We start from the raw sequence: 2,974 nt of genomic DNA, 5'->3' as shown, positions 1-2,974 counted from the left end.
ATTTACCGAAGTCGTGTCCTCAGGGCGTTGCCCAGTCTGAATCGCATATTGCTCAGCTGGCAGTCCAAAACTGTCATACCCCATCGGGTGCAACACGTTAAAACCTTGGTGTCTTTTGTATCGAGAATACACATCCGAAGCGATGTACCCCAACGGATGCCCCACGTGCAATCCCGCTCCAGACGGATAAGGAAACATATCCAACACATAATGTTTTGGTTTGTCTGAATCGTTTTTGGCCGCAAAAGTTTTATGCTCTGCCCAGTATTTTTGCCATTTGGCTTCTATTTCGTTCGGATTGTATTTCATGAGTGGTAAATAAACTGTTCGTCAGTTAATATATTTTTATAATTGATTTTATAAAATCAATTTGACTTAATTAAATAATGGTTCTATATTGAATAACAAATTGCCGTAACATCCAAAATTCTTAGACTTATTATTATCGACAGCCAAAGTATTGCTTAAACTATAATCGCCTACCAATTCAAAACTAAAATTTTTCAAAAAAGTAGTTCCAAATCCAAGCTGGCCACCAAAATTGACTTTATTATAAAAATCGCTTAAATCTTCATTTTCATTTGATTCTGCATCCAAAACATTGGTCATTCTAAACCCTCCAACAAAATAAAATCCTTTATTATAATCCCCTCTAACATCATATTTTGCAAGAGCATGCAATTGAAGAGTCTTTAATTCAGCAGATTCAAAAACAGTTATAAGCCCAGGAGTGGTATTATATTCACCTTCGAAGGTTGTATTATAAATAAGATGTACTTTTATTCCAAAACTCTTATCTAATTTATAATCAACAAACCCTCCAATATTAAAAGGGCTTCCAGCTGTTCCCGCTATTAACGGCCCATCTATTTCAATATCATAAAAATTGGCACCAACAACTGCTCCATATCTTAAATTTTGCGACAATCCCGAATAAGAAACCAAAAAAAACAAACCAATTATAATTTTTTTCATGAAAGCAAAATTTGTTTAAAGTTAGACTGACTGTTAGATTTGAGCGGCAAATTTACATTTATTGTAGCTTGTTACCAAAGCTATTTCTTAAACAAAAAAATAAATCAGTGGTTACGTAAAAATACTTATTTTTGACAATGTATTTCTTAAAATATAGTGATTCCTTTATTTAAAAGAATAAACCAAAAGATATGACTATAAAAAATCAACTGCTTTCTATCCTAATTGCCTTGATGCCGTTGGCATTCAGCTCCGCAAATGCACAACAAAAAATCACTATCGTTGCGGCCGCCAATCTAAAAGTGGCCTTAGATTCCATAACAACCGTTTTTAAAATCCAAAACCCAACGATTGACGCACAAGTAACCTATGGCGCTTCGGGAAAATTATTTGAACAAATTTCCAATGGAGCTCCTTTCGACTTATTCTTTTCTGCCGATATGGATTATCCCAATGAACTCAAGAAAAAAAACCTAACAGCATCGGAGGTCAAAATGTATGCCACAGGAAAACTCGCCATTTGGAGCAAAAAAACAGACCCCAATGTCAAAAAAATGAATTCGCTCCTGAATGTCAATATTACCAAAATTACCATCGCCAATCCAGCAACGGCGCCTTATGGAGAAAAGGCCGTAGAAAGTTTGAAATTCTACAAAGTGTATGATAAAGTAAAAAGCAAGTTGGTCTTTGGCGAAAACATAACGCAGGCCGCACAATTTACCACAACCGGTGCCGCAGATATCGGAATCGTGGCGTTGTCACTCGTTCTCACTCCAAATATGCAGAAAGAAGGTGGCAAATATTACATCATCCCCGAAAAAAGCCACGCCCCTTTGGAACAAGGTTGCGTGATCCTGAAACGTGCACAAGGAAATGCGAACGCGATCAAATTTTACAATTTCATTTCCTCAAAAAAAGCGACCGCTATTTTAAAACATTACGGTTATTCAACTAAGAAATAATGAACACACTAAACGGAAATATAACAACGATTCAATCGCACGAAGGAATTTCATTGGTGAAAGTAAAATCCAATGATACTATTTTCACTTCAATTGTTCTGGACACGCCCGAAACAGCCTCTTACCTCCAAACAGGACATTCCGTAAAAATCATTTTTAAGGAAACCGAAGTCATTATTTCCAAAGATTCAAAACCGAATATCAGCATTCAAAACCAATTGCAATGCACCATTGAATCGATAAAAAAAGGCGTTCTGCTCAGTCAAATAAACCTGAACTTTGGTGAAACAATTATAGAATCCATAATAACGACCAATGCCTGTGAGCAATTGCAATTAAACAAAAACGATACGGTATTGGCATTAATAAAAACGAACGAAATAAGTTTATCTCCCAATGATTGATCTAGATCCATTATGGCTCACAGCAAAATTGGCGTTTATTACAACGCTTATTCTTTTGGTTGTTGCCATTCCGCTTTGCTATTGGCTAACCTATAGCCGTTTCCTATTCAAAGCCGTAATCGAAGCCATTATCAGTTTGCCTTTGGTACTTCCTCCTTCAGTTTTGGGATTTTATCTTTTGGTTGCTTTCAGTCCTGAAAATACTTTCGGTAAATTTCTATCCGATTATTTTGATTTGCGGTTGGTATTTACTTTTCAAGGATTAATTCTTGCTTCGGTTTTATACAGTTTGCCTTTTATGGTGAATCCTATTCTTTCGGGCTTAAAAAACCTGCCGGCAAGTTTACAGGAAGCTTCTTTCACATTGGGGAAATCAAAATTCTCTACCATCTTGAAAATTATCCTTCCCAATATTCGTCCTTCCTTGCTCACTGGAATCATAATGACTTTTGCACATACAGTGGGAGAATTTGGCGTTGTTTTAATGGTCGGGGGAAGTATTCCGAAAGAAACGAAAGTAGTTTCCATTACAATTTACGAAGAAGTCGAATCGATGAATTACGATAATGCCAATGTTTATGCGGGGATATTGTTTGTATTTTCTTTTTCCATTTTGCTAGCCGTTCATTTAAT

Annotated in this window: 5 protein-coding genes; 3 read left to right on the top strand and 2 right to left on the bottom strand. The window is 36.1% G+C overall.

Annotated features, from left to right (window positions below; all coding sequences use genetic code 11):
• Both VFS71_RS14100 and VFS71_RS14095 read right to left on the bottom strand, forming a co-directional pair.
• On the bottom strand, nucleotides 1-309 hold a 309-nt coding region (locus VFS71_RS14100; RefSeq protein ID WP_326402017.1), incomplete at its 3' end, for a class I tRNA ligase family protein.
• 66 nt (nucleotides 310-375) lie between these two features.
• Nucleotides 376-975, bottom strand: coding sequence for an outer membrane beta-barrel protein (locus VFS71_RS14095; RefSeq protein ID WP_326402016.1), 600 nt, complete (start codon nucleotides 973-975; stop codon nucleotides 376-378).
• 191 nt (nucleotides 976-1,166) lie between these two features.
• On the opposite strand from VFS71_RS14095, the gene modA reads away from it, so the two are divergent.
• The 3 genes from modA to modB all read left to right on the top strand — a co-directional run.
• Complete coding sequence (gene modA / locus VFS71_RS14090; RefSeq protein ID WP_326402015.1) at nucleotides 1,167-1,937, top strand: molybdate ABC transporter substrate-binding protein; 771 nt, start codon at nucleotides 1,167-1,169, stop codon at nucleotides 1,935-1,937.
• Nucleotides 1,937-2,341, top strand: coding sequence for a TOBE domain-containing protein (locus VFS71_RS14085; RefSeq protein WP_326402014.1), 405 nt, complete (start codon nucleotides 1,937-1,939; stop codon nucleotides 2,339-2,341). The genes modA and VFS71_RS14085 overlap by 1 nt, the downstream gene beginning before the upstream one ends.
• Nucleotides 2,334-2,974, top strand: a 641-nt coding sequence (gene modB / locus VFS71_RS14080) for a molybdate ABC transporter permease subunit (RefSeq protein ID WP_326402011.1), incomplete at its 3' end; no start/stop codon positions are given. The genes VFS71_RS14085 and modB, both read left to right, overlap by 8 nt.

Origin of the sequence: Flavobacterium sp. (assembly GCF_035760125.1) — a bacterium.
Lineage (GTDB): Bacteria > Bacteroidota > Bacteroidia > Flavobacteriales > Flavobacteriaceae > Flavobacterium.
This window is presented reverse-complemented; position numbering and strand designations above follow the sequence as displayed.

Excerpts from the sequence above, each read along its gene's own strand:
- modA (WP_326402015.1), top strand. The coding sequence starts at position 1,167 with ATGACTATAAAAAATCAACTGCTTTCTATCCTAATTGCCTTGATGCCG.
- VFS71_RS14085 (WP_326402014.1), top strand. The coding sequence starts at position 1,937 with ATGAACACACTAAACGGAAATATAACAACGATTCAATCGCACGAAGGA.
- VFS71_RS14095 (WP_326402016.1), bottom strand. The coding sequence starts at position 975 with ATGAAAAAAATTATAATTGGTTTGTTTTTTTTGGTTTCTTATTCGGGA.